General features: G+C 67.3%; 27 protein-coding genes and 2 pseudogenes. 14 read left to right on the top strand and 15 right to left on the bottom strand.

From position 1 onward, the window contains the following. Positions 1-65: 65 nt before the first annotated feature. Positions 66-1,715 (top strand): Na+/H+ antiporter, encoded by a 1,650-nt coding sequence (locus ACW5IY_RS02205; protein ID WP_032128751.1) that lies wholly within the window; start codon positions 66-68, stop codon positions 1,713-1,715. 101 nt (positions 1,716-1,816) lie between these two features. On the opposite strand, the gene ACW5IY_RS02210 is transcribed toward ACW5IY_RS02205, so the two are convergent. Continuing rightward, positions 1,817-2,065, bottom strand: a complete 249-nt coding sequence (locus tag ACW5IY_RS02210; RefSeq protein ID WP_012509930.1) for a DUF3297 family protein — start codon at positions 2,063-2,065, stop codon at positions 1,817-1,819. A 90-nt stretch (positions 2,066-2,155) separates the two neighbouring features. On the opposite strand from ACW5IY_RS02210, the gene ACW5IY_RS02215 reads away from it, so the two are divergent. After that, positions 2,156-2,698, top strand: a complete 543-nt coding sequence (locus ACW5IY_RS02215) for a DUF6630 family protein (RefSeq protein ID WP_049435169.1) — start codon at positions 2,156-2,158, stop codon at positions 2,696-2,698. A 107-nt stretch (positions 2,699-2,805) separates the two neighbouring features. Here the strand turns inward: ACW5IY_RS02215 and ACW5IY_RS02220 are convergent, their stop codons facing one another. From ACW5IY_RS02220 to msrB, 5 genes are all read right to left on the bottom strand, one after another. Next, positions 2,806-3,081, bottom strand: coding sequence for a DUF4031 domain-containing protein (locus tag ACW5IY_RS02220; protein ID WP_010484125.1), 276 nt, complete (start codon positions 3,079-3,081; stop codon positions 2,806-2,808). Positions 3,082-3,094: 13 nt separating this feature from the next. After that, on the bottom strand, positions 3,095-3,583 hold the full coding sequence (locus ACW5IY_RS02225; RefSeq protein WP_010484124.1) for a hypothetical protein: 489 nt from the start codon (positions 3,581-3,583) through the stop codon (positions 3,095-3,097). 95 nt (positions 3,584-3,678) lie between these two features. Continuing rightward, positions 3,679-4,617, bottom strand: a complete 939-nt coding sequence (gene motB, locus ACW5IY_RS02230) for a flagellar motor protein MotB (protein WP_049435168.1) — start codon at positions 4,615-4,617, stop codon at positions 3,679-3,681. 3 nt (positions 4,618-4,620) lie between these two features. Then, the gene (gene motA, locus ACW5IY_RS02235; RefSeq protein ID WP_005407915.1) at positions 4,621-5,475 is read right to left on the bottom strand and encodes a flagellar motor stator protein MotA; all 855 of its coding nucleotides are present in this window, start codon (positions 5,473-5,475) and stop codon (positions 4,621-4,623) included. A 91-nt stretch (positions 5,476-5,566) separates the two neighbouring features. After that, positions 5,567-6,034 (bottom strand): peptide-methionine (R)-S-oxide reductase MsrB, encoded by a 468-nt coding sequence (gene msrB / locus ACW5IY_RS02240; protein ID WP_010484122.1) that lies wholly within the window; start codon positions 6,032-6,034, stop codon positions 5,567-5,569. Positions 6,035-6,174: 140 nt separating this feature from the next. Here msrB and ACW5IY_RS02245 point away from each other — a divergent pair, with 140 nt between their 5' ends. Then, entirely contained in the window at positions 6,175-6,552 is a 378-nt protein-coding gene (locus ACW5IY_RS02245) for a hypothetical protein (RefSeq protein ID WP_049435167.1), read from the top strand. On the opposite strand, the gene ACW5IY_RS02250 is transcribed toward ACW5IY_RS02245, so the two are convergent. Next, positions 6,542-6,889, bottom strand: a complete 348-nt coding sequence (locus tag ACW5IY_RS02250) for a hypothetical protein (RefSeq protein WP_197638488.1) — start codon at positions 6,887-6,889, stop codon at positions 6,542-6,544. The two genes, ACW5IY_RS02245 and ACW5IY_RS02250, sit on opposite strands and share 11 nt — an antisense overlap. Before the next feature lie 70 nt (positions 6,890-6,959). Further along, entirely contained in the window at positions 6,960-7,439 is a 480-nt protein-coding gene (locus tag ACW5IY_RS02255; RefSeq protein WP_004140558.1) for an Lrp/AsnC ligand binding domain-containing protein, read from the bottom strand. A 149-nt stretch (positions 7,440-7,588) separates the two neighbouring features. Between ACW5IY_RS02255 and ACW5IY_RS02260 the strand changes: the two genes are divergently transcribed. After that, positions 7,589-8,893, top strand: a complete 1,305-nt coding sequence (locus ACW5IY_RS02260) for a D-amino acid dehydrogenase (protein WP_032128742.1) — start codon at positions 7,589-7,591, stop codon at positions 8,891-8,893. Further along, positions 8,872-9,939: an alanine racemase gene (gene alr, locus ACW5IY_RS02265; protein WP_049435165.1), complete on the top strand. Its 1,068-nt coding sequence runs from the start codon at positions 8,872-8,874 to the stop codon at positions 9,937-9,939. The genes ACW5IY_RS02260 and alr overlap by 22 nt, the downstream gene beginning before the upstream one ends. 139 nt (positions 9,940-10,078) lie before the next feature. Here alr and ACW5IY_RS02270 read toward each other — a convergent pair whose 3' ends face one another. Further along, positions 10,079-10,642 carry a DUF3016 domain-containing protein gene (locus tag ACW5IY_RS02270; protein WP_010484117.1) on the bottom strand — a complete coding sequence of 188 codons (564 nt, stop codon included), beginning with the start codon at positions 10,640-10,642 and terminating at the stop codon, positions 10,079-10,081. Positions 10,643-10,849: 207 nt separating this feature from the next. Between ACW5IY_RS02270 and ACW5IY_RS02275 the strand changes: the two are divergent. Then, positions 10,850-12,613 (top strand): annotated as a pseudogene (locus tag ACW5IY_RS02275) (hybrid sensor histidine kinase/response regulator); the annotation flags it as partial. Between the two features lie 43 nt (positions 12,614-12,656). Beyond that, complete coding sequence (locus tag ACW5IY_RS02280; RefSeq protein ID WP_010484115.1) at positions 12,657-12,950, top strand: DUF3247 family protein; 294 nt, start codon at positions 12,657-12,659, stop codon at positions 12,948-12,950. Between the two features lie 70 nt (positions 12,951-13,020). Here the strand turns inward: ACW5IY_RS02280 and ACW5IY_RS02285 are convergent, their stop codons facing one another. Continuing rightward, on the bottom strand, positions 13,021-13,284 hold the full coding sequence (locus ACW5IY_RS02285; protein ID WP_005407925.1) for a hypothetical protein: 264 nt from the start codon (positions 13,282-13,284) through the stop codon (positions 13,021-13,023). 157 nt (positions 13,285-13,441) lie between these two features. On the opposite strand from ACW5IY_RS02285, the gene ACW5IY_RS02290 reads away from it, so the two are divergent. Genes ACW5IY_RS02290 through ACW5IY_RS02300 form a run of 3 tightly spaced genes read left to right on the top strand, consistent with a single transcriptional unit; the run spans position 13,442 to position 15,884 of the window. Then, positions 13,442-14,506 carry a class I SAM-dependent methyltransferase gene (locus ACW5IY_RS02290; protein ID WP_049435162.1) on the top strand — a complete coding sequence of 355 codons (1,065 nt, stop codon included), beginning with the start codon at positions 13,442-13,444 and terminating at the stop codon, positions 14,504-14,506. After that, positions 14,503-15,204: a pseudouridine synthase gene (locus ACW5IY_RS02295; RefSeq protein WP_005407927.1), complete on the top strand. Its 702-nt coding sequence runs from the start codon at positions 14,503-14,505 to the stop codon at positions 15,202-15,204. Before ACW5IY_RS02290 ends, ACW5IY_RS02295 begins: the two co-directional genes overlap by 4 nt. Beyond that, the gene (locus ACW5IY_RS02300; protein WP_049435161.1) at positions 15,201-15,884 is read left to right on the top strand and encodes an HAD family hydrolase; all 684 of its coding nucleotides are present in this window, start codon (positions 15,201-15,203) and stop codon (positions 15,882-15,884) included. Before ACW5IY_RS02295 ends, ACW5IY_RS02300 begins: the two co-directional genes overlap by 4 nt. Positions 15,885-16,020: 136 nt before the next feature. Here the strand turns inward: ACW5IY_RS02300 and fabB are convergent, their stop codons facing one another. Together fabB and fabA are read right to left on the bottom strand one after the other, a co-directional pair. Then, positions 16,021-17,229 (bottom strand): beta-ketoacyl-ACP synthase I, encoded by a 1,209-nt coding sequence (fabB, locus tag ACW5IY_RS02305; protein WP_049435160.1) that lies wholly within the window; start codon positions 17,227-17,229, stop codon positions 16,021-16,023. Next, positions 17,229-17,744 (bottom strand): 3-hydroxyacyl-[acyl-carrier-protein] dehydratase FabA, encoded by a 516-nt coding sequence (fabA, locus tag ACW5IY_RS02310; protein ID WP_005407930.1) that lies wholly within the window; start codon positions 17,742-17,744, stop codon positions 17,229-17,231. Before fabA ends, fabB begins: the two co-directional genes overlap by 1 nt. A 191-nt stretch (positions 17,745-17,935) precedes the next feature. Here fabA and dinB point away from each other — a divergent pair. Further along, a pseudogene (gene dinB, locus ACW5IY_RS02315) lies at positions 17,936-19,012 on the top strand (DNA polymerase IV); the annotation flags it as partial. Between the two features lie 312 nt (positions 19,013-19,324). Here dinB and ACW5IY_RS02320 read toward each other — a convergent pair. Beyond that, positions 19,325-20,236 carry an MBL fold metallo-hydrolase gene (locus ACW5IY_RS02320; protein WP_049435159.1) on the bottom strand — a complete coding sequence of 304 codons (912 nt, stop codon included), beginning with the start codon at positions 20,234-20,236 and terminating at the stop codon, positions 19,325-19,327. Positions 20,237-20,301: 65 nt separating this feature from the next. Continuing rightward, positions 20,302-20,940 (bottom strand): NAD(P)-dependent oxidoreductase, encoded by a 639-nt coding sequence (locus tag ACW5IY_RS02325; RefSeq protein ID WP_049435158.1) that lies wholly within the window; start codon positions 20,938-20,940, stop codon positions 20,302-20,304. 108 nt (positions 20,941-21,048) lie between these two features. Between ACW5IY_RS02325 and ACW5IY_RS02330 the strand changes: the two genes are divergently transcribed. The 3 genes from ACW5IY_RS02330 (at position 21,049) to gph (ending at position 23,499) form a co-directional block, all read left to right on the top strand. Further along, positions 21,049-21,978, top strand: a complete 930-nt coding sequence (locus ACW5IY_RS02330) for a LysR family transcriptional regulator (RefSeq protein ID WP_049435156.1) — start codon at positions 21,049-21,051, stop codon at positions 21,976-21,978. Then, the gene (locus ACW5IY_RS02335) at positions 21,975-22,766 is read left to right on the top strand and encodes a class I SAM-dependent methyltransferase (RefSeq protein ID WP_049435155.1); all 792 of its coding nucleotides are present in this window, start codon (positions 21,975-21,977) and stop codon (positions 22,764-22,766) included. The genes ACW5IY_RS02330 and ACW5IY_RS02335 overlap by 4 nt, the downstream gene beginning before the upstream one ends. Positions 22,767-22,830: 64 nt before the next feature. Next, positions 22,831-23,499: a phosphoglycolate phosphatase gene (gene gph / locus ACW5IY_RS02340; RefSeq protein WP_049435153.1), complete on the top strand. Its 669-nt coding sequence runs from the start codon at positions 22,831-22,833 to the stop codon at positions 23,497-23,499. 58 nt (positions 23,500-23,557) lie between these two features. Here gph and btuB read toward each other — a convergent pair whose 3' ends face one another. Then, positions 23,558-25,402 carry a TonB-dependent vitamin B12 receptor gene (btuB, locus tag ACW5IY_RS02345; RefSeq protein ID WP_049435152.1) on the bottom strand — a complete coding sequence of 615 codons (1,845 nt, stop codon included), beginning with the start codon at positions 25,400-25,402 and terminating at the stop codon, positions 23,558-23,560. Positions 25,403-25,512 lie beyond the last annotated feature (110 nt).

The following is a 25,512-nucleotide window of genomic DNA, read 5'->3' on the forward strand; positions in this document are numbered from 1 at the left end:
TAGTTTTTTCCGGGTTTCCGGCGCTGGCTCCCGAGCCTCCCCGCGCGCCGCTTCCTGGAAGAAGCATGCATACCATTGAAGTCGTCCTGGCGATGCTGGTAGCCGTTGTCGCCAGCGGCTACCTGGTTCGCGTCCTGCCGTTTTCGTTGCCGCTGCCGCTGGTGCAGATCGGCCTGGGCGCGGTGATCGCCGGGGTGTTCAACCGTGGCCATGCGCTGGAGCCGGAGGTGTTCTTCCTGCTGTTCCTGCCGCCGCTGCTGTTCCTGGATGGCTGGCGCATTCCCAAGCAGGGCCTGTTCCGCGACAAGGGCGCGATCCTCGAGCTGGCCTTCGGCCTGGTGGTGTTCACCGTCATCGGCGCCGGCTTCCTGATCCACTGGCTGATTCCGGTGATGCCGCTGGCGGTGTGCTTCGCACTGGCGGCGATCGTGTCACCCACCGATCCGGTGGCAGTCGGTGCGATCGCGTCCAAGGCACCGATTCCCAAGCGCCTGATGCACATCCTCGAGGGCGAGTCGCTGCTGAACGATGCGTCCGGCCTGGTCTGCTTCCGCTTTGCGGTGGCGGCGGTGATGACCGGCACCTTCTCGTTGGCCACGGCCTCGCTGACCTTCGTGTGGGTGGCGGTGGCGGGATTGGCGGTCGGCGTGGCGGTGACGCTGGGTGTATCGACCTTCCAGCGTTGGCTGTGGCGTCGCTTCGGCGAAGAGCCGGGCGCGGCGATGCTGGTCAACCTGCTCATTCCGTTCGCGGCCTACCTGCTGGCCGAAGAGATCCATGCGTCGGGCATCCTCGCTGCGGTCGCCGCCGGCATCGCGATGAGCTACGTGGAGTTGACCGGCCGCGTCTCCGGCAGCATGCGCGTGCAGCGCGCCGGGGTCTGGAACATGCTGCAGTTCAGCTTCAACGGCATCATGTTCGTGCTGCTGGGCGAGCAGCTGCCGGGCATCGTCGAACGCGCCACCACCACCATGAACGAGACCGGCCACCAGAGTGCGTGGTGGCTGCTGGTGTATGTGGTGGTGATCAATCTGGCGCTGGTCGTGCTGCGCCTGTTGTGGGTGTGGCTGTCGCTGCGCTGGAACCTGCTGCGCGCGCGCCGTCGCGGCCTGGAGCGGGGCGAGGCACCGAACTGGCGCATCGTGGTGGCAACCTCGGTGGCCGGTGTGCGCGGTGCGATCACCCTGGCCGGTGTGTTGACCCTGCCACTGTTCCTGCCCGATGGCAGTGCCTTCCCGGCGCGTGACCTGGTGATCTTCCTGGCCGCGTCGGTGATCCTGTTCTCGCTGCTGGGCGCCAGCATCGCGCTGCCGCGGCTGTTGAAGGGCCTGCAGCTGCCGTCCGATTCGGGCGAGCGCAAGGAAGAAGACCTGGCGCGCCGGCTGTCGTCGAAGGCGGCGCTGGCCGGGGTCGAGCGCATGCGCCAGCAGATGGTGATGAACCAGAACACCGAGAACGTGCAGCTGTACAACGACGCCGCCTCGCGGGTCAGCCTGCTGTACCAGCGCCACCTGGAGAAGGACAGCGACGGGCCCGACGTGGACCCGGAGAAGGTGCGGCGCATGGAACTGGGCTACCGCCAGCTGCGCAGCGCCGGCCTCAATGCCGAGCGCGAGGAGCTGTTCCGGTTGACCCGGCGCGGGGTGATCTCCGATGAGATCTCGCGGCGCCTGATCCGCAACCTGGACCTGCTGGAATCGCGCAAGCGCGAATGACGCCGGATGTAGAGTCGAGCCATGCTCGACTGCTCTTGCCCCAGGCGTCATGAACCCGGAACGGAAAGCAGTCGAGCATGGCTCGACTCTACAAAAGCCGGTTACTCCGGCTTCGTTTCCAGGAAATACGCCTCGACCTTGCCCTTGACCTTGATGGTCATCGGGTTGCCGCGGCGGTCGCGGGCCTTGCCGGCCTGCACGCGGATCCAGCCTTCGCTGACCGAGTATTCCTCGACGTTGTCGCGCTCGACGTCGTTGAAACGCACGCCGACGCCGCGCTCCAGCGCCTGCGCATCATGGAAGGGGCTGGCCGGGTTGATCGCCAGGTGGTCGGGAGGGGTATCGCTCATCGCTTCATTCACAGTGACGGCCACCAAGGCCGGCTTCAGCGGCACAGGATAAACCGTAGAATGCCGGCCTGCCCCAGAGGAAGTTCCGCCATGCCCGACAACAGCGACTATTTCGACTTCGAGGAAGACATCCACGACTTCGACGAAGACGGCTTCGAGGCCCGGGTCTGGAACCTGCTGGTGCTGATCAACCCGGGCGACGAAGAGCTGGCCCTGCAGCAGTTCAACCGCTGGCGCGAGCACCTGGCCGAGGACGGGCAGCCGCTGGAAGCGGACAGTGACTGGGTGCCGGCACTGTTCACGGCCATCGCCTGGCAGTCCGGCTTCGAGGTCGAGCGCGATGACCTGGAATCGCTGCAGTCGGCGGTGAACGAGCTGTCGGCGCGCTTCAACCTGCAGCTGGACTGGGGTGGCGACCTGGACGACGAGGACTTCGCCGAAGACCTGGACGGCGTGCAGCTGATGTCCACCGCCTTCGACCGCCTGCGCGAGCACAACTACACGCTGTGGAGCGTGGATGCCGGCAGCGACGGCTTCACCGGTGTGATGGCGCTGACCCGCGACGACGACGCGATGCTGGCGCTGTGCTCGCTGCTGAACGTGGAAATCCGCCTGGGCAGCGACCCGTTCTGATCGGACCGGCAGCGCTGCGCATATAGAGCCGAGCCCGCGCTCGGCTGCAGTCCGCGTAGAGCAGCCGAGCATGGGCTCGGCTCTACAGGAGGCAAACGGCAGCGCGCCTACGGCCGGTACTGCGCCCTGGCGTTGGCAATCACCGCTTTGACCAGGTCACGGTCGGCGTGCCGGGAAATTGCCCGCGCACCGAGCGCGATGGCCTGCGCGCGCAGCTCGGAAGTGACATCGTAGTGCGCACCGCTGGCCTTGTTCTGGAAGGCCCGCGGGGGAATGCCGAGCTGCGCCGCCATCGCGTGCAGCTCGGCCAGGGTGTCGGCCATCAGGTGCGCCCAGCGCTGTCCGCGCCAGGGATGCACCGCGTCATCGACGTAGACCGTCACCGCCGCGGCCGGTTCAGGCCTGCGGCTTGCTGTCGCTGTCAGCGGCCGGGGTGGCCTCGGCAGCAGCTTCAACCACTTCGCCTTCGGCGGCCTCGGCGGCTTCTTCGCCTTCTTCGGCTTCCACGGTCTCGAACTCGGCGACCAGCTTGTCCAGGTACTCGTCTGCGGTCTGCTCGGATTCGGCTGCCAGGGTGTCCAGCAGCTTCTGCAGCAGCTCGGAGTACTCCAGGTTGACCTTGCGGCCTTCCTTTTCCTGCACGTTGGACAGGTGCTTGAGCATGGCCAGCATCGGCACCGGGTTTTCGGCGTTGCCCATGGTCTGGCCGCCGATGGCCAGCAGCCATTCACGGCCCTGCAGGCCGATGGCCGCGACCACCTGGCCGTCTTCGTTGGTCAGCACGGCATGGTTCTGCACCTGCTGCTGGGCGTTCAGGCGCAGGAACGGACGCTTGGCCTGCTGCTTCTTGCGCTTGTCGCGCTTGGCCTTGGAGTTCTGGGACATGGGGTGGGGTCACCTGGAAACGGAAAGACCGCCATTGTAGCGGGTGCGCCGGGTGATGCCCTTGGTGGGTGCGGACCAAGGTCCGCACCTACCGTTTACTTTGCCGGCCCCTGCGCGGCCTGCACATCCGGGTCGGCGGTCGGCGCCGACAGCCCCACCTGCGGGCCGGCACCGGCCAGGGCGGCCGCTTCGGCAGCCTGGGTCATCACCACGATGCTGATGCGGCGGTTGATCGGGTTCTGCGGGTCGGCCTTGTCGAACAGTACCGAGGAGGACAGGCCGACCACGCGGGTGATCTTGCTGTCGTCCAGGCCACCATCGATCAGCGCGCGGCGTGCGGCATTGGCACGGTCTGCGCTCAGTTCCCAGTTGCCGTAGCCGCGTGCGGCGGAATAGGCGGTGATGTCGGTGTGGCCGGTCAGGCTGATCCGGTTCGGCACGTGGTTCAGGTAGTTCGCCAGCTCGTGCAGGATCTGCTGCGTATAGGGCTTCAGCGTGGCGCTGCCGAGATCGAACATCGGCCGGTTCTGCTTGTCCACGATCTGGATGCGCAGGCCTTCCGGGGTCAGGTCCAGCAGCAGCTGGTCCTTGAACGGCTCCAGTGCCTGGCTCTTGCTGATTGCTTCCTGCAGTTCCTTCATCAGTGCTTCCAGCTGCTGCTTGTCGCGCTGCTGCTGGTCCACCGGCTGTGGCACCGCTTCCTTCTGGTTCTGGAAGGGATCGTTGCTGCTGCCCCGGGAGATGTCGGTGGCACCGCCCAGCTTGATCATCGAGGTGCTGGCGCCGCCCGGGCCGGCCATGCCGGGGGCCGGCGTGGCGTTCTGCCCGCTCAGCGGGCTGGGGTTGCGGAAATACTCGGATATGGCTGCACGGTCGTTCTTGTTGGTGGTGGCCATCAGCCACAACACCAGGAAGAACGCCATCATCGCGGTCACGAAGTCGGCATAGGCCACCTTCCACGAACCGCCATGATGGGCGGCGTGGCCGGCCTTCTTGACCCGGCGGACGATGACAGTGGGCTTGGTCTCGGCCATGGCTTACTTGACCGTCTTCAGGTGCTGCTCGAAATCGGAGAAGGCGGGGCGCACGTTCGACGGCAGCGTCTTGCGGGCGAATTCCAGCGCGATCTTCGGGTTGTAGCCGCGCAGGCAGGCCAGCAGGGCGGTCTTGACCGATTCGTAGATGCGGCTGTCCTGCTCGGCGCGGGCCTCCATCGCGGCTGCCATCGGGCCCACGAAACCGTAGCCCAGCAGGATGCCGAGGAAGGTGCCGACCAGCGCACCGGCGACGTGGCCACCGACCTCGACGATGTCGCCACCGATCGAGCCCATGGTGATGACGATGCCCAGCACCGCCGCCACGATGCCGAAACCGGGCAATCCGTCGGCGACCTTGGTCAGCACCTGCGACGGCGCCATGGCTTCGGCGTGGTGCTTTTCCAGCTCCAGTTCCAGCAGCGGTTCCAGCTCGTGCGGCTCGATGTTGCTGCCGATCATCAGGCGCAGGCAGTCGGTGATGAAGTCGATCAGGTGGTGGTCGGCCTGCACCTTGGGGTAGTTGCCGAACAGCGCGCTCTCGGCCGGCCGCTCGACATGGTCTTCCAGCGCCATGAAGCCTTCGCGGCGGGCCTTGTTGAGCAGTTCATAGAGCAGGCTGAGGACGTCGATGTAGTCCTGCTGCTTGTAGCGCGGGCCCTTGAACACGCCGACCATGGCCTGCAGGGTCTGCTTGACCGTCTTGGCCGGGGTACCGACCAGGAAGGCACCGAGTGCGGCGCCGCCGATGATGACCAGCTCGTAGGGCTGCCAGAGGGCACCCAGGCGGCCGTGGGCACCGAGATAGCCCCCGATCACGCTGATGATGACGACCAGGAATCCAACGATGATGAGCATGGGGCGACGCAAGGAGAGGGGATATCTCCTTGTCGGCCCGTCGCCCGGTTTTCTGAAGAGGGAATTCTGTGAAATCGGTCAGCGGGGTGTTTCAGCCCGCCACGCCACTTTCCGCGCCGCCACGCTGCAACGGGTCGGGCCAGGGCTCGCCATTGCCGGTGAACGAAAGTGAGACGGAGTTCAGGCAGTGGCGCTCGTAGGTGGGCGGCGGACCGTCCGGGAACACGTGGCCCAAGTGGCTGCCGCAGCGCGCGCAGGTGATCTCGGTGCGCACCATGCCGTGACTGGTATCGCGGATCTCGCGCACGTGCGCCGGGTCGAACGGGGCAAAGAAGCTGGGCCAGCCGGTGCCGGAATCGAACTTGGTGCTGGAGCGGAACAGCGGCAGTGCGCACAGACGACAGCAGTAGACGCCCTCGCGCTTGTTGTCGAGGAACACACCGCAGAACGGCGCCTCGGTGCCGTGCTGCAGCAGCACGCGGCGTTCTTCGCCACTGAGGCCGGCAACGAGCGCCTCGGTCTGGGTGGCGGTGGGGGGCGTCAGGTCGAAGGCGGTCATGGCGGCGCTCCGTGGGGTCGATGGCCTGGGGATGGCGGAAAACGTGGGGGTGCCGGCGCGCGCTTGCAAGTGTGATGGCCGTTCATGGGCGGCACACAGGTGCAGGCGCAAGGTGAATGCGATACACGCCGGAGCGTGACATGAAACCGAGCCTTCCCCTGCTGTTGATGGGCCTGCTGCCCCTGGTAGCGCAGGCCCAGGTACCTACATCGTCGAGCCCGACCGCCACCCGCAGTGCCACCACCGTGGCACCGCAACCGGTGGCACCTCCGCCACAGGCTGCCCGCCCGCAGCCGCAGGTACTGCCCTCGCCGCAGCCGGCGCAGCCGATCAAGTCCACCGGCCCCGCCCAGGTCGCGCCGGCGCCGGTACCGAAGCCGGCCGACAAGGTCTATGACCGCAATGGACGCATCGTGCCTGGCGTGCGCCCGGCCGGCCCGAACCGCGTGTTCGACTCGCGCACCGGCCGTTATTACGACAGCGTGCCAGCCGGTGATGGCCAGCAGATCAAGCGCTGACCTCGGGTGCCAAGCCAAGGTTGGCAGCTACTGCGCGTTGCGCGGGCTGAACGCACGAAAACAGACTTTTGGCGATCACCGCTTTTTCGCCTGCGATTAACCGTTCCGGGACCACCGTGGCCCTGCGCCGGCATTCCGCCGCCGCATGTCCTTTGTCCACTGGATCGCAATCATGAAAAACCAGCAGAACCGTCATCCCGGCAAGGAACCGCAGGGTCGTAACCCGCAGCAGCAACAGCAGCAACAGCAGCAACAGCAGCAACAGCAACAGCAACAGATGGACCCACAGCAGCCGCACAAGGGCGGCAAGCAGCAGGAACAGCGCTCGCAGAAGCATCCGCAGCAGCGCTGACGGACTCAGGGGTCGGACCCCGCACCGCGGGCTCTGACCCCATCCTGCGACCGCCTCAATCCGGAATCGGCAGGCTCAGCGTTTCCTTCACTTCTTCCATCACGATGTAGCTCTTCGACTCACGTACATGCGGCAGCGTCAGCAACGTGCTGCCGAGCAGCTTGCGGTAGGAGGCCATTTCGCTGATCCGCGCCTTCAGCAGGTAATCGAAGTCGCCCGATACCAGGTGGCACTCCAGCACGTTGGGCAGCTTCAGCGCCGCACGCCGGAACTCCTCGAAGATGTCGCCGGACTTGTAGGCCAGGCTGATCTCCACGAACACCAGCAGGCTGGCCTTCACCGCGGCCGGGTCGAGGTGGGCGTGGTAGCCGGTAATCACCGCTTCGCGCTCGAGCCGGCGCACACGCTCGGTGCACGGCGTGGTCGACAGGCCGACCCGCTCGCCCAGTTCGGTGAAGGAGATACGGCCCTCGGCCTGCAGGATGCGCAGGATCTTGCGGTCGATCTTGTCCAGTTCGCGGGTACGGGTGGCCATGGCCGTCAACCTTGGGGAATGAATTGCAGGAGAACATCCTGCCGGTTGATTTCAAAACAGGCAAATCAACTGGGAATGGCTGTCTATACTTCCCCAATTATGGTCCCGGCACGCTCCAGTGCAGGGAATGATCGGGTTGGAGAAGTCCCATGCGAGTCCTAGTTCTCGGCAGCGGCGTGATCGGCACCACCAGTGCCTGGTACCTGCGACAGGCCGGGTTTGAAGTCACGGTCATCGACCGTCAGCCCGGCCCGGCGCTGGAAACCAGCTTCGCCAATGCCGGCCAGCTGTCGTTCGGCTACACCTCGCCGTGGGCGGCCCCGGGCGTGCCGAAGAAGGCCATCGGCTGGCTGTTCGAGAAGCACGCGCCGCTGGCGATCAAGCCGGGCATGGACCTGGCCCAGTACCGTTGGCTGTGGCAGATGCTGCGCAACTGCACCCATGAGCGCTACGCGATCAACAAGGCGCGCATGGTGCGCATGTCCGAGTACAGCCGCGACTGCCTGAACGAGCTGCGTGCGCAGATCGGCATCGAATTCGAAGGCCGCGACCTGGGCACCACCCAGCTGTTCCGTACCCAGCAGCAGCTGGATGCCTCGGCGCAGGACATCGAGATCCTGGCCCAGTACGGCGTGCCGTACGAGGTGCTGGACCGCGCCGGCATCATCCAGGCCGAGCCGGCCCTGGCCCACGTCGATGGCCTGGTCGGCGCGCTGCGCCTGCCGCGTGACCAGACCGGCGACTGCCAGCTGTTCACCCGCCGCCTGGCGCAGATGTGCGTGGATGCCGGTGTCGAGTTCCGCTTCGACCAGGACATCACCGGCCTGGAGTTCGATGGCGACCGCATCACCGGCGTGCGCATCGACGGCAAGCTGGAAACCGCCGACCGCTTCGTGGTCGCGCTCGGCAGCTATTCGCCGGCGCTGGTCGCATCGCTGGGCATGCGCCTGCCGGTGTACCCGCTGAAGGGCTACTCACTGACCCTGCCGATCACCGACCCGGCGATGGCGCCGACCTCGACCATTCTCGACGAGAGCTACAAGGTGGCGGTGACCCGCTTCGACGACCGTATCCGCGTCGGTGGCATGGCCGAAGTGGCCGGCTTCGACCTGTCGCTGTCGCAGCGCCGCCGCGAAACCCTGGAGCTGGTGGTCAGCGATCTCTACCCGAAGGGCGGCGACCTGTCGCGTGCGCAGTTCTGGACCGGCCTGCGCCCGGCCACGCCGGACGGTACGCCGGTGATCGGCGCCACGCCGTTCCGCAACCTGTACCTCAACACCGGCCACGGCACGCTGGGCTGGACCATGGCCTGCGGCTCGGGTCGCTACCTGGCCGACCTGATGAGCGCGCGCCAGCCGCAGATCAGCACCGAAGGCCTGGATATTTTCCGCTACGGCCAGTACGGTCACGCGCCGCAACAAGAGAACCGCACATGCGTCCTGCCCGCGCGCTGATCGATCTGGGCGCCCTGCGCAGCAACTACCGGCTCGCCCGTGAACTGGGCGGTGGCAAGGCCCTGGCGATCATCAAGGCCGATGCCTATGGGCATGGCGCGGTGCGCTGTGCGCAGGCGCTGGAAGACGAGGCCGATGGCTTCGGCGTGGCTACCATCGAAGAGGCACTGGAGCTGCGCCAGGCCGGCATCCGTGCGCCAATCCTGCTGCTGGAAGGCATCTTCGAGCCCAGCGACATGGCGCTGGTGGCCGAGCATGACTTCTGGTTCGCTGTCGGTTCGCCGTGGCAACTGGAGGCCGTTGCTGCCTTCGACAGCCCGCGCCCGTTGACGGTGTGGCTGAAGCTGGACAGTGGCATGCATCGCCTCGGCCTGGACGTGGACAGCTTCCGTGCCGCGCATGCACGCCTGTCGGCGCTGCCGCAGGTCGAGCGCATCGTGCTGATGACCCACCTGGCGCGCGCCGATGAGCTGGACAGCGAACGCACCCACGAACAGGCCGCGACCTTCGCGCGGGCCATCGACGGCCTGGGTGGCGAGACCAGCGTGTGCAACTCGCCGGCGCTGCTGGGCTGGCCGGATGTACGCAGCGACTGGGTGCGTCCGGGCCTGATGCTGTACGGCGCCAATCCGCTGCCGGACAACACGGCACTGACCGAGCGCCTGCGCCCGGTGATGACGATGCAGTCGAAGGTGATCGCCGAGCGCTGGATCGAGGCGGGTGAGCCGGTGGGCTATGGCGCACGCTTCGTGGCCAAGGCGCGCACCCGCGTGGGTGTGGTCGCGCTCGGCTATGCCGACGGTTATCCGCAGTTCGCCCCGAATGGCACCCCGGTGCTGATCGACGGCCAGCCCGGTGCGCTGATCGGGCGCGTGTCGATGGACATGCTGACGGTGGACCTGACCGCATATGCACAGGCCGGCATCGGCAGCGTGGTGGAACTGTGGGGCAGCGCACCGACGCTGTCCGAACTGGCGCCGCGTTGCGGCGTGAGCGCGTACCAGCTGCCGTGCGCGGTCAAGCGCGTGGCCAAGGTATACGTGTAGAGCCGAGCCCACGCTCGGCTCCGGTAGCGGCCGACCTTGGTCGGCGCCGTCTAATGCGTGTCGACCAAGGTCGACACCTACCGCTGGGTCGCGTTGCCAGGCATTGCCTCGGCAGCCCGGTGGGGCGCGTCGCCCGGCATTACCGCGCGGCGGTGGCCTGGCTGGCCAGCTGGCGCTTCACCCAGTCATCGATCAGGCGCTTCTCGTAGCGCAGCGGATCACTGTCGCTCTTCAGCCCCAGGTTGTGCAGGTAGCCGGTATCGCTGAGGCGCGCATCGCCCTCGCTGACGATACGGCCGCTGGCGTCCTTCAACGTGTACTGCAGGCTGATCCGCGGCGGGTAGATATCGCGCATGATCCGGATGTCGCGGCCACGCGGGCCGTGCCACGGCTCGTAGTCACCGGCACGCTTGATGTCGACCAGGGTCACATCGAGGGTCTGCCCAGGCTGCAGCGGCTTGGCAGCGGTGGTCTGCAGGTAGCGGGCCAGCTGCTGCACCCAGTCACCGCGTTCGGCCTCGAAGCGGTTGGTGCTCTGGCGGATCTCGGTGAATTTGGCCGGATCCTCCCATTTCACGCTGACCGGGCCATCGGCCTGCAACGCGCGTGGCGCGTCCGCATCGGTCACGGTGCGCGGTGCAGCGTTGGCGCCGCCCGCCACCAGGGCGCCTGCCAGCAGGGCAATCGCGAGTGAGCGTTTCATGACGGTCTCCTGCGTCCCCGCGCTGGGGACGATGTTGATCACAGATCGAGTGTGATCCTGTGGCCGGGCCACCGCAATGGCCGATTGCGTCGTGCGCAAGGGCGGTTGCCGCCAATTCATCGACGTCAACCATGACTGACGGCGCTTGACGCTGTGAATACGCGCTTTGGAAGATGCTGTGCTTCCAATCCGGCCTGCACAGACGCCGGCGAGGTCGCGCGCAGTGGCCGCCCCGCCCAGTTCGAGATGGAAGCGCGTGCGCTGGGCCGCTCGTTCGCGGTTGATGCGGTGCGCGTGGGCCGTCCGGGCGAAGACAAGGTCGGCATCCTGTTCTTCGACATCACCGCACGCAAGCAGATGGAAGTGGAGCTGGGCGAAAGCGAAGCCCGCTTCAGCGCACTGGCCGACGGCCTGCCGATGCCGGTGTGGGTGCTGGACGAGCGCGGCCATGCCCGTTTCGTCAACAGCGCTTTCAGTGAGTTCTTCGGCGGTGACGAAACCCGCGTACCGGAAGATGTCTGGCGTGGCCTGGTGCATCCGGACGATGCATCGGTGTTCGAGTACGAGCTGCAGGAAGCACTGAAGGCGCAGCGGTCGATGCATGCGCTGGTGCGGGCCCGACGCGCCGATGGCGAGTGGCGTTGGCTGGAGATGAACGCACGCCCGCGCTTCTCGCGGATGGGCCGCTTCATCGGCCTGGCCGGCAGCAGCCCGGACGTGACCGAACGCCGCGAGATCGAACTGGCCCGCGAGGAGCTGCTGCAGTCCGAGCGTGCCGCGCGCAGTGCCGCAGAGAACATGGCGCGGTTGAAGGACGAATTCCTGGCCACGCTGTCGCACGAGCTTCGCACGCCGCTGACCACCATCCTCGGTTGGAGCGAGCTGCTGCTGCAGCGCGTGGACAACACCAGCCCGCTGTACAAGGGCCTGAATGTGATCGCCAACAGCGCCGGTGCGCAGAAGCGGCTGATCTCGGACATGCTCGATCTCAGCAGCATGCTGCTGGGCAAGGTGCAGCTGGAGGTGGAGATACTGGACCTGCGCGACCTGCTGGGCGAAGCCATCGGCGCGCAGGAGCTGGTCGCCGAAGGCAAGGCGCTGGACGTTAGCCTGCTGCTGCCGGAGCAGCCCAGCCTTGTGCTGGGCGATGCCACCCGCCTGCAGCAGGTGTTGTGGAACCTGCTGTCGAATGCGATCAAGTTCACCCCGGCCGAAGGCCGCATCGAGCTGCGGCTGCAGGCCGATGGCAACCACTGGGTGATCACCGTGCGTGACACCGGCGACGGCATCGCGCCCGAATTCCTCAATCATCTGTTCAGCCGCTTCCGTCAGGCCGATGGCACCACCACCCGACGCCATGGCGGCCTCGGCCTGGGCCTGGCGATCGTGCAGCAGCTGGTCGAACTGCATGGCGGTACCGTCACCGCTGCCAGCGAAGGCCATGGCCACGGCGCCACCTTCACTGTTTGCCTGCCGCAGCACATTCCCGATGCCGAGCGGCGCCCGCTGCGCGAAGTGATCAGCGGGCCGATCCTGGAGCCGGTGATCGTCGAACCGTACCCGCTGCGTGGCATGCATGTGCTGGCGGTGGAAGACCAGCCGGAAGTGCTGGAGTACCTGCGGCGCATGCTGGAAGAGCAGGGCGCGAGCGTGTCGGCCGCCAGCTCGGCCGGTGAAGCGCTGGCGTTGCTGGCTGATACCGGGCACCTGCAGTACCACGTGATGCTGACCGACATCGGCATGCCGGGCATGGATGGCTATGGCCTGGTGCGCACGCTGCGCGAGGACATGGGCGTGGATGCGATGACCCTGCCGGCGGTTGCCGTGACCGCGCTGGCACGTGCCGACGACCGGCGCCGAGCGCTGGCGTCAGGCTTCCAGGAACATGTCGCCAAGCCGTACTCGGTGGCACAGCTGGTGGCTGCGGTACGCAAGGTGCAGGTGCCACGCGCGGACAGCGCGCTGCACTGAGCATTCACGGCCGATCGGCGACCCTGCACGCAGGAGGTCGCCGATGTCCCGTATAGCTCCCCGCATCCATACCGATCCGGCGCAGATCGCGCGCCTGGAAGCCCTGTTGCCGCAGCTGGAAGGCGAAACGCAGGTGCAATTGACCCTGCACGATGGTCGCCGCCTGCTCGGCACCGTGGCGGTGAAACCGACCGTGCAGCAGTACCGCAATGACGCCGGCGACGAAGGCAGCAACGGCCAGCTGCGCCTGGATGACTACGACACGCCGGTGCAGCAGCACCATGTGTGGCTGGACGAGATCGCCAGCGTCAACCGTCTGCCACCCAGGGCGCCCTGATCGGATGTAGAGCCGAGCCCACGCTCGGCTGCGCCGTCGCCCGAGCGTGGGCTCGGGCGCTACCGGTGCGTCAATGCTCGAACAACGTCGGCGTCGCCTCGAACCGGCGCGCATAGGCGCGTTCTTCCGCCACCCGGGCCACCTCGTCATCGGCCAGGTCCGGCGCGCCGTACACCGCATAGGCCACGCTGCCATCGGCGCCATGACCGACCTGGTGCAGCCGGTAGCGCGAGTGGCCGCCGCCGGTGTCCTCGGGGTAATGCACGGGCGGATGGCTGCCTTCCAGGTCCATTTCACTGTTGTCGACCACGCCACCGACGAACAAGGCTCGCATGCAGGTTCTCCTGGGTTTCCGGGGGAGCCTCTACCCTGAACGTTTCAATGTTGCTGGCAGATCAAGGCCCCGTTCGGGTTTCGCAAAGCGGCATACCGGGGCCGGCCCGGCCAAGCCGGTACAATGGACGGCCCTCACGCTTGAAGTACCCGCGCCGATGGCCTCCAGCGACGACGCCCCCCTGCAGACCCTGTTCCTGCCGTTCTCCCAAGGCGCCCTGCGCTGGCCGGAGGGCCCGGTGGCCTTCCTGCGTGCCCGCGACGGCTGGCCGCTGCGTGAAGCGGCCGGCAACCGCGAGGTGCACTGCGAGCAGAGCTTCGCCCCGTTCGCGCAGCCGCTGCAGCTGGCCGCCGGCTGGACCGTCAGCGGCCAGCTGGATGATGTGGCCGGCAAGGGCCGCTACCCACTGGTGCTGGTGCTGCCGCCGCGCCAGCGTGAAGAGGCCCGCGCGCTGTTCGCCCGCGCGCTGGCGCTGGTCGCCGACGGCGGCCGCATCGTTGCCTGCCAGTCCAACAACGAAGGTGCGCGCTCGGGCGAGGGCGACCTCAAGCAACTGACCGGCCTCGGCGGCAGCCTGACCAAGAACCACTGCCGCGTGTACTGGACCGCCCCGATGCAGGGCCAGCACGACGCCGACCTGGCCAAGCGCTGGTCGGCACTGGATGCGGTGCGGCCGATCGTCGGCGGCCGTTTCCTCAGCCGCCCGGGCGTGTTCGCCTGGGACCGCATCGATCCGGCCTCGGCGCTGTTGGCCGAGCACCTGCCGGCCGACCTGGCCGGCCGCGCCGCCGACCTCGGTGCCGGCTACGGCTACCTGTCGCGCGAGCTGCTGGAGCGCTGCCCGAAGATCACCGCGCTGGACCTGTACGAAGCGGAGCAGCGCGCGTTGGCACTGGCCGAGCTGAACCTGGCACCGCCGCCGCGTCCGCTGCCGCTGCGCTTCCTGTGGCAGGACGTCACCGCCGGCATCGAGCCGGGCTACGACGTCATCATCAGCAATCCGCCGTTCCACACGCCCTCGCGCGCCGATCGCCCGGACATCGGCCAGCGCTTCATCGCCGTGGCCGCGCAGGCGCTGCGCCCGGGCGGACGCCTGTACGTGGTGGCCAATCGCCACCTGCCGTACGAGTACACGCTCAACGAGAGCTTTGGCGCAGTGCGCGTGATCGCCGAGCGTGATGGCTTCAAGCTGGTGGAAGCGGTGAAGGGGAAGGGCAAGTGAAGCTGGTCAAGCTCATCGCCAACCTGGGCTATGGCAGCCGCAAGCAGGTGCAGTGGATGTTCCGCGAAGGCCGCGTCACCGACGCCGACGGCGAGGTGCTGTATGCCGACGACCAGGTGCCGCACGAGGCGATCCGCGTCGACGGCGAGCCGCTGGACCCGCCGGTGGGCCTGTCGATCGCGCTGCACAAGCCGGCCGGCTACACCTGCTCGACCAAGGACACCGGCCGCCTGATCTACGACCTGCTGCCGCCGCGCTTCCGCGACCGCGATCCGGTGCTGTCCACGGTGGGCCGCCTCGACCGCGAGACCAGTGGCCTGCTGCTGCTGACCGACGACGGTGGCCTGCTGCACCGGATCATCTCGCCGAAGTCGAAGCTGCCGAAAGTCTATGAGGTCGAGTTGAGCGATGACCTGCGCGGCGACGAGGTGGCGCTGTTCGCCAGCGGTACGCTGATGCTGGAGTCCGAGAAGACGCCCCTGCTGCCGGCTGAACTGGAAGTGCTGGATGCGCGTCGCGCGCGCCTGGTGCTGCACGAAGGCCGCTACCATCAGGTACGCCGCATGTTCGCCGCCACCGGCAACCACGTGCAGGCCCTGCACCGCAGCCGCGTCGGCGGGCTGGACCTGCAGGGACTGGACGAGGGGCAATGGCGGCAGCTCACTTCCACCGACCTGGATACGCTGTTCGCTCCATGACCACCATCGCTGCGCTGCCGTTCCTTCCCGACGCCGTCATCTTCGACATGGACGGCCTGATGATCGACAGCGAGCGGGTCTCGCTGGCCTGCTGGAGCGAGGCCGCCGACGAGTTCGGGCTGGGCCTGGACGAGGCGGTGTTCCTGCGCATGGTCGGCCTCGGTGACCGCGACACGTACGCACTGCTGCGCGCGCAGGGGATCGAGGACAGCGTGATCGACGCAGTGGCGGCACGTTGCCATGAGCTGTACGAAGCACGCACACAGACCGGTCTGCCGCTGCGGCCGGGCATCCTGGAGCTGCTGGAGCTGCTGAAGGCACATGCGATCCCGCGTGCGGTGGCAACCACCACGCGGCAGCCGCGGGCCAACCGCAAGCTGGCCGCTGCTGGCCTGCTGCCGTACTTCGATGCGGTGATCACCAGCGGCGACGTGGCGCGGCCGAAGCCGGCGCCGGATATCTACCTGCTGGCCGCGCAGCGGCTGGGCCAGGCGCCGGAGCGTTGCTTGGCGCTGGAAGACTCACCGGCCGGTACGCGCGCGGCGCTGGCGGCCGGCATGACCGTGATCCAGGTGCCGGACCTGGTGCATCCTGATGAAGAGCTGCGCGCACTGGGCCACCGCATCGTAGGGTCGCTGGTGGACGCGCACGCATTGCTGGTGCCGTTGTTGCCGAGGTAACCGGTAGGTGCCGACCGTGGGTCGGCATACCCCAATGCCCCCTGTGGGTGCCAACCTTGGTTGGCACTGAGCCGAGCATGGCTCGGCTCTACATCTATTTGGTGGGTGCCGACCGTTGGTCGGCACGCCTTCCCCATCACACCCGCCCGAACACCAGCGCGGCGTTGGTGCCACCGAAGCCGAAGCTGTTGGACATCACCGTATCCAGCTTCTGCTCGCGGCTTTCGCGCAGGATCGGGAAGCTCTCCACCTTCGGGTCCAGCTCGTCGATGTTGGCCGAACCGGCGACGAAGCCATCGCGCATCATCAGCAGGCAGTAGATCGCCTCGTGCACGCTGGCCGCACCCAGCGAATGGCCGGACAGGGCCTTGGTCGAGGACAGCGGCGGCACCGCATCGCCAAACACTTCGCGGATCGCATTGAGCTCGGTGACGTCGCCCAGCGGCGTGGAGGTGCCGTGGGTGTTGAGGTAGTCCAGCGGGCGATCGACGCCCTGCAGCGCCATCTTCATGCAGCGCACCGCGCCTTCGCCGGACGGGGCGACCATGTCGGCGCCGTCGGAGGTCACGCCATAGCCGATCAGCTCGGCATGGATGTGCGCGCCGCGCGCGACGGCGTGGTCGTAGTCCTCCAGCACCAGCATGCCGCCGCCGCCGGCGATGACGAAGCCGTCGCGGTCCTTGTCGTAAGGGCGCGAGGCGCTGGCCGGGGTCTCGTTGAAGCTGGTCGACAGCGCGCCCATCGCATCGAACATCACGCTCATCGACCAGTGCAGGTCTTCACCGCCACCGGCGAACATGATGTCCTGCGCGCCATGGCGGATCATGTCCGCGGCGGCACCGATGCAGTGCGCCGAGGTCGCGCAGGCGGCCGACAGAGAATAGCTGACGCCCTTGATCTGGTAGGCCGTGGCCAGGCAGGCCGAGACCGTCGAGCACATCGTGCGCGGCACCATGTACGGCCCGACCTTGCGCACACCACGTTCGCGCAGCAGGTCGACCGCGCCGATCTGCCATTCGCTGGAGCCGCCGCCGGAACCGGCGATCAGGCCGGTGCGCAGGTTGCTGACCTGCTCGGGGCTGAGCCCGGCATCGGCGATGGCATCGCGCATGGACAGGTAGGCGAAGGCCGCCGCATCGCTCATGAAGCGCTTCTGCTTGCGGTCGATCAGCGCCTCCAGATCGAGGTCAACACGACCGCCAACCTGGCTGCGCAGGCCCGCTTCGGCGTGGTCGGCGAGGGCGGTGATGCCCGAGCGCCCTTCGCGCAGCGCGGCCGAAACCGTATCCAGATCATTGCCGAGGCAGGACGTGATGCCCATGCCAGTGATGACGACGCGACGCATCAGAAGCTCCCGGTTTCAGTGAACAGGCCGACGCGCAGGTCGCGCGCGCTGTAGATTTCGCGGTCATCCACGTACATGCGCGCGTCCGACTGGGCCATCACCAGCTTGCGGTTGATGACACGGCTGATATCGATCTCGTAGCGCACCAGCTTGGCCTCCGGCAGCACCTGGCCGGTGAACTTCACTTCGCCACAGCCCAGCGCGCGGCCCTTGCCGGGGGCGCCCAGCCAGGTCAGGAAGAAGCCGGTCAGCTGCCACATGGCATCCAGGCCCAGGCAGCCGGGCATCACCGGGTCGCCGATGAAGTGGCAGCCGAAGAACCACAGGTCCGGGCGGATATCCAGTTCGGCGCGTACCATGCCTTTGCCATGCGGTCCGCCGTCCTCGCGGATGTCGGTGATGCGGTCGAACATCAGCATCGGATCGTTGGGCAAACGGCCGGCGGCGGTGCCGAACAGTTCACCGCGTGCGCTGGCCAGCAGCTGTTCGCGGTTGAACGCGTGGAGACGGGTCATGAAGCACAATCCTGGAAGCGGGGAAACAGGGAAACAAGCGCTCGAGGATGCCCGTGGAAACTGCGCCGATCAAACATTTCAACCGTACGCAACCGTAGTGTTTTCAATGGAATACGCGCATCCTGTTGATGTGCAACGACCATACTTCGGCGTGTGGCCCGTTCGGCACGCCCCCGCCCTTTCCACCTGACATGACCCGACTGCGCAAGATCATCCACGTTGACATGGACGCGTTCTACGCGTCGGTGGAGCAGCGCGACGATCCGTCACTGCGCGGCAAGCCGGTGGTTGTGGCATGGCGCGGCGCTCGCTCGGTGGTGTGCGCGGCGTCCTACGAGGCGCGCGTGTTCGGCGTGCGTTCGGCGATGCCGGCCGTGCGTGCCGAGCGCCTGTGCCCGGATGCGATCTTCGTGCCGCCGGACTTCGCACGTTACAAGGCGGTGTCACAGCAGGTACGCGCGATCTTCCTGCGGCATACCGACCTGGTCGAGCCGTTGTCGCTGGACGAGGCCTACCTGGACGTGACCGAGCCGAAGAGCGGCATTGAACTGGCCACCGACATCGCCCGCACCATCCGCGCGCAGATCCGCGAGGAAACGAACCTGACTGCTTCAGCCGGCATCGCGCCAAACAAGTTCCTGGCCAAGATCGCCTCGGACTGGCGCAAGCCTGATGGCCAGTTCGTGATTCCGCCGCAGCGGGTGGATGCCTTCCTGCTGCCGCTGCCGGTGAACCGGGTGCCCGGCGTCGGCAAGGTGATGGAAGGAAAACTTGCCGCGCGCGGCATCGTCACCTGTGGCGATCTGCGGCAGTGGGCGCTGATCGATCTGGAAGAGGCGTTCGGCAGCTTTGGCCGCAGCCTGTACAACCGCGCACGCGGCATCGACGAGCGGCCGGTGGAACCTGACCAGCAGGTGCAGTCGATTTCCTCGGAGGACACCTTCGCCGAAGACCTGCCGCTGGAAGACCTGGGCGAAGCGATCGTGCAGCTGGCGGAGAAGACCTGGAATGCCACGCGCAAGACCGAACGGGTCGGCCACACCGTGGTACTGAAACTGAAGACCGCGCAGTTCCGCATCCTCACCCGCAGCTTCACCCCGGAACGCCCACCGGAATCGATGGAAGAACTGCGCGACATCGCACTGGCCCTGCGCGCCCGCGTCGACCTGCCGGCGGAGACCCGTTACCGCCTGGTCGGCGTCGGCCTTGGTGGCTTCCGCGAGAAGGAGCCGGTGGTGCAGGGGGAATTGTTCGAGCACGACATGAACAATCCCACAGATACCTATTCATCAAACAGTGGGGTCAGAGCCCGTTGCGCAGCAACGGGATCCGACCCTGTGCCGACCAACGGTCGGCACCCACCATCAGCAGCAGGTTCCGACGGATAGCGGGAAACTGTCGAAGGCGGGGTGGGTCCGGTTGCGGGGGCGTGAGCCGCATGGATGCGGCGACCGAGCTTACATGGACGTACTTGCAGCGCCCCCCGCAACCGGACCCACCTCGCCATCCCACGGATAGCCAGCTGTTGCTGTTGCCTCTGCGGGTGCAGGGCGCAGCCCTGCAAAAGAAAGCTCCCTACCTCATGGCCACTGCATCTCGCCCTTGGCCACCTTCGCACTCAACTCCAGCGACGCCACGCCTGCCAGCTTCGGGTAGCGCACCTGCATCGCCTTCACCAGCGCCGCACTGTCCTTGGCCTTGGCCGCCTCAACATCGAACGCACGGATGTAGTCTGCGGTGAAGCGCAGTGCGCTGGCATCCAGCGCCGCACCCGGTGCGTAATGCCCCGGCACCACCACCTTCGGCTTCAGCGCCTGCAACCGCTGCAGGGTCTGCAGCCAGTCGGCATGGGACTTAGATGTCTGCGTGTCGGCCATCCACACGTGTTCGCCGGCCACCACCGGAATGCCGCCGACGATCGCGCGCAGCGACGGCACCCACAGCACCGTGCGGTCCGGGGTCGGGCCATCCAGACCGATCAGCGGCAGGCGCTGGCCTTCCAGCTGCAGGGCGTCGCCGTCCAGCACCTGCGGCACCACGATGCGTGCCGGCACGTCGGCGCCCATCTTCGGTCCCCAGTAGGCCAGCTTGCCGGCCTGGGTCTGCTGGATGTGGGCGACGGTCTGCGCGGTGGCGACGATGCGCGCCTGCGGGAACGCGTCCTGCAGGGTGGCCAGGCCGAAGTAGTAATCCGGATCGCCGTGGCTGATGTAGATGGTGGTCAGCTGCTTGCCGCTGGCGCGGATCAGCTCGACCAGCCTGCGTGCATCGCTGGCGCCGAACTGGGCATCGACCAGGATCGCATCGTGGCGGCCTTCGATCAGCACCGAGGACACTGAGAACATCGCCTGCGGGCCGGGATGGAAGGTCTGCAGGCGCAGCTGGGATTTCGTTGCCGTGGCCGGCGCCGGGGTGGCCGAAGCGGCCATCAGCGGCGCACTGGTGAAGCCGGCGGCCAACGCGAGGGGAAGCAGCAGGGCAGCGGTGCGCATGGGGAATTCCTTGTGTCGGATGGGGAGCCGAGCGTGGGCTTGGCTCTACAGGGCTCGCGCGTCGATCAGTACGCCGCGGTGATGATCTGCTTCGGATACTGGTGCGCTTCCAGCTCGGCGACGAACGCCGCGCCGTAGTCGGCGTAGCTGATGCGGCTGTGGCCGCTGGCGTCGGCGAGGAAGGCCTTGGGCTGCACGCGGTACTGGCCGCGCTCTTCGCCCGGGCCGATTTCGGCGGCCGGCGAGAAGAACGTCCAGTCCAGGTCGTCCACCGCCTGCAGGCGATTGAAGGCTTCACGATGGGCCAGCGCGTACGGCTTGTAGGCCTCCGGGAAGTTCGGCGTGTCGACCAGCTGCACGCCGGGTGCCACTTCCAGGCTGCCAGCGCCACCGACCACCACCAGGCGCGGCACGCCGGCCTTGCGTGCGGCGGCAGCCAGCAGCGCGGCGACCTCGCCGACGCGGCCGATGTCATCGCCCGGGCGCGGGCCGTAGGCACTGGCCAGCACATCGTGGCCGGCGATGGCGGCAACCAGCGCGTCCTGGTCATCCAGCGAAGCGATCACCGGGTGGGCGCCGGCCAGTTCTGCCGGAAGGTCCTGCGCGCTGCGCACGATGACGGTGAGTTCGTGGCCGTTGGCCAGCGCGTGGCGGGCGATCTGGCGGCCGATGTTGCCGGTGGAACCAACGAGGGCGATTTTCATGGCAGGACTCCGTGGGGCGGTGTGGGGTGGGAATGCGGCCACTCTAGGCTGCTGCAGTTGATCGAAAAACAGCGTATAACGCGCTTGTTTGTTGCATGAATCGAGCATATGGACCGATTGACCGCCATGACCGTGTTTGTCGAGGTGGCCGAGCGCGGCAGCCTCACCGCCGCCGCCGAGGTGCTGGACATGTCGCGGGCGATGGTCACCCGCTACCTGGCCGAGGTTGAAGGGTGGCTGGGTGCGCGCCTGCTGCACCGGACCACGCGCCGGATCAGCCTGACCGGCCCCGGCGAGGCGGCGCTGGCGCGCTTCCGGCAGATGCTGGCGATCGGCGAAGAACTGCAGGGCGAGCTGGCCAGTGATGATCCCGAGCCGCACGGAACGCTGCGGGTGACCGCCAGCGTGTCGTTCGGGCAGAGCCACCTTGCACGGGCGGTGGCCGGCTTCGTTGCGCGCCATCCGGCGGCACGCATCGAGCTGCTGCTGGTCGATCGCACGGTGAACCTGGTGGAAGAGCGGGTGGACCTTGCGGTGCGCATCGCGCGCCAGATCGATCCCAGCCTGATTGCACGGCGGCTGGCCACCTGCCGCTCGGTGCTGTGCGCGACGCCGTCCTACCTGCAGGCGCGCGGTACGCCGACTACACCGGAACACCTGGCCGCGCACAACTGCCTGACCCATCACTACGTGGGCAAGAGCCTGTGGCAGCTGCACCGCGATGGCCGTTCGCTGTCGGTGGCGGTGGGCGGCAACATCAGCGCCAACGAAGCCTCGCTGTTGCTGGAAGCAGTGCGTGCCGGTGCCGGCATCGCCATGCTGCCGACCTACCAGGTGGCGCCGCTGCTGCGTAGTGGCGAGCTGATCGAGTTGTTGCCCGAGTTCAGTCTGGACGAACTCGGCATTCATGCCGTGTACGCATCACGGCGCCAGCAGCCCGCTATCATGCGGCGATTCCTGGACTTCCTGGCCGAGTGTTTCGCCAGCCCGGCCTTCCAGGATCTGGATTGGCGCCCACCGGGCAAGGAGAACACATGAACCATGGACAGGCCTTGATCGACCACAACCGTGCTGCCTGGGACCGCCAGGCCAGCGAAGTGCGCGAATGGTCGCGCCCGGTGGAAAGCTCAACGATTGCCGCCGCGCGCGATGGCCGCTGGCAGGTGCACCTGACCCCGCGCGCGCTGCCGCTGGACTGGCTCGGTGATGTGCGCGGCCGCCGCATCCTGTGCCTGGCCTCGGGCGGTGGCCAGCAGGCACCGGTGCTGGCGGCGGCCGGCGCGGAGGTGACCGTGTTCGATCTGTCCGATGGCCAGCTCGAGCAGGACCGCAGGGTCGCGGCACGTGATGGACTGCAACTGCGTACGGTGCAGGGCGACATGCGCGATCTGCACGCCTTCGCCAACGACAGCTTCGATGTGGTCTTCCACCCGATCTCCAACCTGTACGTGCCCGACGTCCGGCCGGTGTGGACCGAATGCCGCCGCGTGCTGGCGCGCGACGGCATGCTGATGGCCAGCTTCTACAACCCGGTGCTGTTCGTCGGTGCGCGCGATCCGCAGCTGGATGCCCAGGGCCTGATCCGGCCGCAGTACGCCATTCCCTATTCGGATCTGGAAGACCTGCCACCGGCCGAGCGCGAGGCGAAACTGGCGCGGGGCGATGCGCTGACCTTCGGCCACAGCCTGACCGAACTGATCGGTGGCCAGCTGGATGCCGGCTTCATCATCGATCGCTTCATGGAGGACTGGCAGCCGCAGCCGCGTTTCCTGATCGACCGTTACCTGCCCACGTTCCTGGCTACCCGCGCGCGCCGGATCGGCTGAGGCGGATCGGTGCAAAAACCAGCGGCGTACAATGGACGGCCCCACGTCATGCAGGTGCCGTCCCTTGTCGTATCCCTATCCGCTGGTCGTGTTCGACCTTGATGGCACGCTGGTCGACAGCGCAGCTGATATCGCCGAAGCGCTGAACCGCACGCTGGAGGACATCGGCGTGGCACGCGTACCGGAAGCCACGGTGCTGGGCTGGATCGGCGACGGTGTGCGCCGCCTGGTCGAACAGGCCGTGCATGCCACCGGCCGCGAAGTCGACCTGGCCGAAGTGATGCCGGTATTCATGGTGCACTACCGCGAATGCCTGCTGCGCAGCCCGCGCCTGTTCGATGGCGTGGGTGAAGCGCTGGCGCAACTGCGTGCACGCAACGTGCCGCTGGCAATCTGCACCAACAAGCCCGAAGCGCTGGTGCCACCGCTGCTGCAGCACCTGGGCATCGGTGATGCGTTCGCGCTGATACTGGGCGGCGATTCGCTGCCGCAGCGCAAGCCCAGTGGCGAACCGCTGCGGCACATCGCTGCGCACTTCGGGCTGCCGGTGGACGCCTGCCTGATGGTGGGTGATTCGTTGACCGACTACCGCGCCGCCGAAGAGGCAGGCATGCCGATCGCGCTGGTGCGTTACGGCTACCCGCGCGGCCTGGACCTGGCCACCGCGCATGCGGTGGCGGTGATCGACGATCTGCGTGAATTGCCGGGGTTGGCCGCCGGCATTCCGGTGTAGCGGTAGATCGACGCCATGCGTCGATGGAAAAGTGCCGGGCAATGCCCGGCAACTTCTTTCACTTCGGCTGGTAACGCACGCTCAACTGGTACTCGCGGCCCGGCTGGTTGAACCACGCCACCGTCTCATACCTGCGGTCGAACACGTTGGCGGCACGCGCCAGCAGCGACCACTCCGGTGTCAGCGCGTACTCGGCGCGCAGGTCCAGCGCGCCGTAGCCGCCAACCTTCACCGAGTTGCTGGCGTTGTCAAAGCGCTTGCCCGCGCCCTGTACGGTCAGGCCGGCGCGGAAATCGCCGAAGCGGCGGTCGATGTCCAGGCGCGCGGTCTGCTGTGCACGGCGCGGCAGCCAGTTGTCGAACTGGCTGCTGCCGTGGGTGCGGTTGCGCGGGTTGGTGTAGCTCAGCTGCGCGTTGATGTCGAAGCCGGCCAGCAGCACGCCACCGGTCAGCTCGGCACCACGGATGCGCGCCTTCTCCACCTGCTGCATTTTCATCGTGGACGCATCGTAGGTGATCAGGTCATCGATGCGGGTTTCGTACACATCCAGGCCCCAATGCCAGCCCTGACCCTGCTGCGAAACCCCCAGGTTGGCGCTCTTGGACTTCTCCGGGTTCAAGGTCGGCATGCCGCTCCACAGGTCATACAGATCGCTGAAGGTCGGTGCCTTGAACGCGGTGCCGTAGCTGGCGTTGACGCGCAGGCCGTGGCCCAGTTCCATCGCCCAGCCAACGCTGCCGGTGGCGTGGTTGCCGAACTGCTGGTTGTCGTCGTTGCGGGCGCTGGCCTGCAGCTGGTGGCGGCCGAAGCGGCCCTGGTACTGCACGAACACGCCGGTGTTGCGGCGGCTGTCGACGAGATACCCGGCGCTGCTGCCGTCCAGATTGTCTTCGCTCCAGTCCACGCCGGCACTCAGCAGCTGGCCCTCGGCCACACCGAAGTCACCCTGCAGCGAGGCGCTGTCACGATGGGTCTGCGCGCTGCCAAACACCCCCGGTGCGCCGAAGTTGTCGGATTCATTGTCGCTGCGGCCGACGTTGGCGGTGAATGCCAGGCGTTCGGATGGGGTGTAGCGCACCTTGCCGGCCAGCACCTGCTGGCGGGTCTCGGAGTAGTTGTAGTAGCCGTCATAGTGGTTCTTGCCATCGGCGCGCAGCGCGCTGCCTTCCACGTTCCACTGGTCGTTGAAGCTGTAACCGCCGCGCAGGCTCTTGGACAGGTTGCGGTAGCCGTCGCGGTCATGTTCGTCGGCAAAGCAGCCGGCAGTGAACACCGAGGAAGAACCGCGGCAGGCATCGATGCCGTCGGAATGCTGGTAGGCGATGTCGGCACCGAACCAGCCGCGCTCGGTGCCGCCGCCGATGCCGCCGCTGGCTTCACGCAGGCCGTTGCTGCCACCACCGAGCTGGAAGTGTGGAGCGAAGTTGCCCTGGTTGCGGCGGGTGAAAATCTGGATCACGCCACCGATGGCGTCGGCGCCGTACAGGCTCGACTGCGGGCCGCGCACGATCTCCACGCGCTCGATCTGCGCCAGCGGCAGGTCCTGGTACATGGCCAGGCCGAGGTCGGCGCTGTTGATGCGCACGCCGTCGACCAGCACCACGGTGTGGCCCGAGTTGGTGCCGCGCAGGAACAGCGAGCTCTGCTTGCCGAGACCGCCGGCATTGGTCAGGTTGATGCCGGCGCGGCCGCGCAGCAGCTCCTGCAGCGAGGTGGCCTGGCTGGATTCAATCTGCGCGCGGTCGATCACCTGCGCCGGCGCGATGCTGTCCTGCAGCGCGATCGGGGTGCGGGTGGCGGTGACCAGGATCTGGTCGAGCGCAGTGGTGTCATCGGCGGCCTGGGCCAGCGCGGGCAGGGCGGCCAGCACGGCCAGGGACAGCATTCGGGACTGCAGCTTCATGGGGGACTCCAGGTGCCACGCACGCCCGCGTGGCGAAGGGGAGGAGCCGCGAAGGCAGGCATGCGCCGACGCCGCAGCGCACGCTGCGGTCATCCAGCGCCATGCCCACC

This window comes from Stenotrophomonas sp. C-A (genome assembly GCF_054030835.1).

What these genes read in the sequence shown, in the direction of transcription:
- ACW5IY_RS02205 (WP_032128751.1), top strand. Translation starts at nt 66, where the DNA reads ATGCATACCATTGAAGTCGTCCTGGCGATGCTGGTAGCCGTTGTCGCC.
- ACW5IY_RS02210 (WP_012509930.1), bottom strand. Translation starts at nt 2,065, where the DNA reads ATGAGCGATACCCCTCCCGACCACCTGGCGATCAACCCGGCCAGCCCC.
- ACW5IY_RS02215 (WP_049435169.1), top strand. Translation starts at nt 2,156, where the DNA reads ATGCCCGACAACAGCGACTATTTCGACTTCGAGGAAGACATCCACGAC.
- ACW5IY_RS02225 (WP_010484124.1), bottom strand. Translation starts at nt 3,583, where the DNA reads ATGTCCCAGAACTCCAAGGCCAAGCGCGACAAGCGCAAGAAGCAGCAG.
- motB (WP_049435168.1), bottom strand. Translation starts at nt 4,617, where the DNA reads ATGGCCGAGACCAAGCCCACTGTCATCGTCCGCCGGGTCAAGAAGGCC.
- motA (WP_005407915.1), bottom strand. Translation starts at nt 5,475, where the DNA reads ATGCTCATCATCGTTGGATTCCTGGTCGTCATCATCAGCGTGATCGGG.
- msrB (WP_010484122.1), bottom strand. Translation starts at nt 6,034, where the DNA reads ATGACCGCCTTCGACCTGACGCCCCCCACCGCCACCCAGACCGAGGCG.
- ACW5IY_RS02245 (WP_049435167.1), top strand. Translation starts at nt 6,175, where the DNA reads ATGAAACCGAGCCTTCCCCTGCTGTTGATGGGCCTGCTGCCCCTGGTA.
- ACW5IY_RS02250 (WP_197638488.1), bottom strand. Translation starts at nt 6,889, where the DNA reads ATGCTTCTGCGAGCGCTGTTCCTGCTGCTTGCCGCCCTTGTGCGGCTG.
- ACW5IY_RS02255 (WP_004140558.1), bottom strand. Translation starts at nt 7,439, where the DNA reads ATGGCCACCCGTACCCGCGAACTGGACAAGATCGACCGCAAGATCCTG.
- ACW5IY_RS02260 (WP_032128742.1), top strand. Translation starts at nt 7,589, where the DNA reads ATGCGAGTCCTAGTTCTCGGCAGCGGCGTGATCGGCACCACCAGTGCC.
- alr (WP_049435165.1), top strand. Translation starts at nt 8,872, where the DNA reads ATGCGTCCTGCCCGCGCGCTGATCGATCTGGGCGCCCTGCGCAGCAAC.
- ACW5IY_RS02270 (WP_010484117.1), bottom strand. Translation starts at nt 10,642, where the DNA reads ATGAAACGCTCACTCGCGATTGCCCTGCTGGCAGGCGCCCTGGTGGCG.
- ACW5IY_RS02280 (WP_010484115.1), top strand. Translation starts at nt 12,657, where the DNA reads ATGTCCCGTATAGCTCCCCGCATCCATACCGATCCGGCGCAGATCGCG.
- ACW5IY_RS02285 (WP_005407925.1), bottom strand. Translation starts at nt 13,284, where the DNA reads ATGCGAGCCTTGTTCGTCGGTGGCGTGGTCGACAACAGTGAAATGGAC.
- ACW5IY_RS02290 (WP_049435162.1), top strand. Translation starts at nt 13,442, where the DNA reads ATGGCCTCCAGCGACGACGCCCCCCTGCAGACCCTGTTCCTGCCGTTC.
- ACW5IY_RS02300 (WP_049435161.1), top strand. Translation starts at nt 15,201, where the DNA reads ATGACCACCATCGCTGCGCTGCCGTTCCTTCCCGACGCCGTCATCTTC.
- fabB (WP_049435160.1), bottom strand. Translation starts at nt 17,229, where the DNA reads ATGCGTCGCGTCGTCATCACTGGCATGGGCATCACGTCCTGCCTCGGC.
- fabA (WP_005407930.1), bottom strand. Translation starts at nt 17,744, where the DNA reads ATGACCCGTCTCCACGCGTTCAACCGCGAACAGCTGCTGGCCAGCGCA.
- ACW5IY_RS02320 (WP_049435159.1), bottom strand. Translation starts at nt 20,236, where the DNA reads ATGCGCACCGCTGCCCTGCTGCTTCCCCTCGCGTTGGCCGCCGGCTTC.
- ACW5IY_RS02325 (WP_049435158.1), bottom strand. Translation starts at nt 20,940, where the DNA reads ATGAAAATCGCCCTCGTTGGTTCCACCGGCAACATCGGCCGCCAGATC.
- ACW5IY_RS02330 (WP_049435156.1), top strand. Translation starts at nt 21,049, where the DNA reads ATGGACCGATTGACCGCCATGACCGTGTTTGTCGAGGTGGCCGAGCGC.
- ACW5IY_RS02335 (WP_049435155.1), top strand. Translation starts at nt 21,975, where the DNA reads ATGAACCATGGACAGGCCTTGATCGACCACAACCGTGCTGCCTGGGAC.
- btuB (WP_049435152.1), bottom strand. Translation starts at nt 25,402, where the DNA reads ATGAAGCTGCAGTCCCGAATGCTGTCCCTGGCCGTGCTGGCCGCCCTG.